Source organism: Saccharomonospora saliphila YIM 90502 (assembly GCF_000383795.1).
In the GTDB taxonomy this organism is placed as follows: domain Bacteria; phylum Actinomycetota; class Actinomycetes; order Mycobacteriales; family Pseudonocardiaceae; genus Saccharomonospora; species Saccharomonospora saliphila.
In genome coordinates this window covers 44,348-45,776 of the sequence record NZ_KB912687.1, presented here as the reverse complement: position 1 = coordinate 45,776, position 1,429 = coordinate 44,348, and the positions used below count along the sequence as shown (strand labels likewise).

The window sequence follows — 1,429 nt, the reverse complement described above, 5'->3', positions numbered from 1 at the left end:
CGGGGCGTCGTCCTGGGGGCCGGGGCGGTCACGCGTACGGCCCGGCACGACCGCCTGCGGCGCGGCGCGGTCCACGGCCGCGTCGTCCGGGTGCGTTCCGTCGTCGGCAGGCACCACTCCAGTATCGCGCGCCGACCGCGAATTCATTATCGCGCGCCGAGGGCGAACTCCGGTGCCACGGCGATGGCGACCGTCACGGCGACGATCCAGGCCAGCGCCGCGGTCAACGCCCAGAACTTCAGGTTGGTCAGCAGGCGGGGCATGACGTCACTCCTCCTCGCGGTTCGGAGGGCGGGCTGGAGTGGCCGGTGGCCACCCGCGCCCGTCTTCGGTCGGTGTGCTCGTCCCGGGACCGAGGCGGTGCGCCTCGCGCGGGTGCTAGAGCCAGTTCTTCTTGCGGAAGACCCGGTAGAGCGTCAGGCAGATGAGCAGGATGATCCCGATGATCATCGGGTAGCCGTAGCGCAGTTGCAGTTCCGGCATGTAGTCGAAGTTCATGCCGTAGATCCCGGCGAGCGCGGTGGGCACGGCGATGATCGCCGCCCACGCCGTGATCTTGCGCATGTCGGAGTTGAGCTGGAGCGTGATCTTGCCGAGGGTGGCGTCGACGAGCGTGGTCAGCAGTTCGTCGAACGCCGCGACCCGGTCGGCCACCGTGGTCACGTGGTCGTGGACGTTGCGGAAGTACGAGCGGACGTCGTCGGGGACCAGCCGGGTGTAGCCTTCCGCGAGCCTGCGCAGCGGGGTCGCCAGCGGCAGCACCGCCCGCCGGAGTTCGAGCACCTCGCGCTTGAACAGGTAGATCTGCTCCGAGGTCACCCGCGTCCTCGGGGCGAACACCTCGGTCTCCATCGCGTCGATGTCGTCCTCGATGCGTTCGGTGACGGTGAGGAAGTGGTCGACGACGTGGTCGGCGATGGCGTGCAGCACCGATGCGGGGCCCGCGGCCATGCGCTCCGGGTCGGCGTCGAGCTCACGACGCAGATGCGCGAGGCCCGCGTGGTTGCCGTGCCGCACGGTGATGACGAAGTCGGCGCCGAGGAAGGCCATCAGCTCGCCGGACTCGACGATCTCGTTGGCCGTGGTGGGGGAGTCGTGCTCGACGTAGCGCACGGTGCGAAAGACCATGAACAGCGTGTCGTCGTAGCGTTCCAGCTTGGGCCGCTGGTGCGCGTGCACGGCGTCCTCGACGGCCAGCTCGTGCAGTCCGAAGGTCTCGGCGATGCCCTGGATCTGTTCCTGGTTCGGCTCGTGCAGACCGATCCAGACGAAGCCCTCGCCCCGCTCACGCACTTCCTGAATGGCCTCGGTGTGGCTCCAGTGGCCGGGCAGGCGGGCACCGTCGACGTAGACACCGCAGTCGACGACGTAGGCAGCGGGAGCCGGCGCCGCGCGGCGGGCGCCGCGGCCGTTGCGGTTGGCGGCCCGG

Annotated in this window: 1 protein-coding gene; it reads right to left on the bottom strand. The window is 69.8% G+C overall.

The features are described from left to right. Nucleotides 1-378: 378 nt before the first annotated feature. On the bottom strand, nt 379-1,332 hold the full coding sequence (gene corA, locus SACSA_RS0114410) for a magnesium/cobalt transporter CorA (protein WP_083940260.1): 954 nt from the start codon (nt 1,330-1,332) through the stop codon (nt 379-381). Nucleotides 1,333-1,429 lie beyond the last annotated feature (97 nt).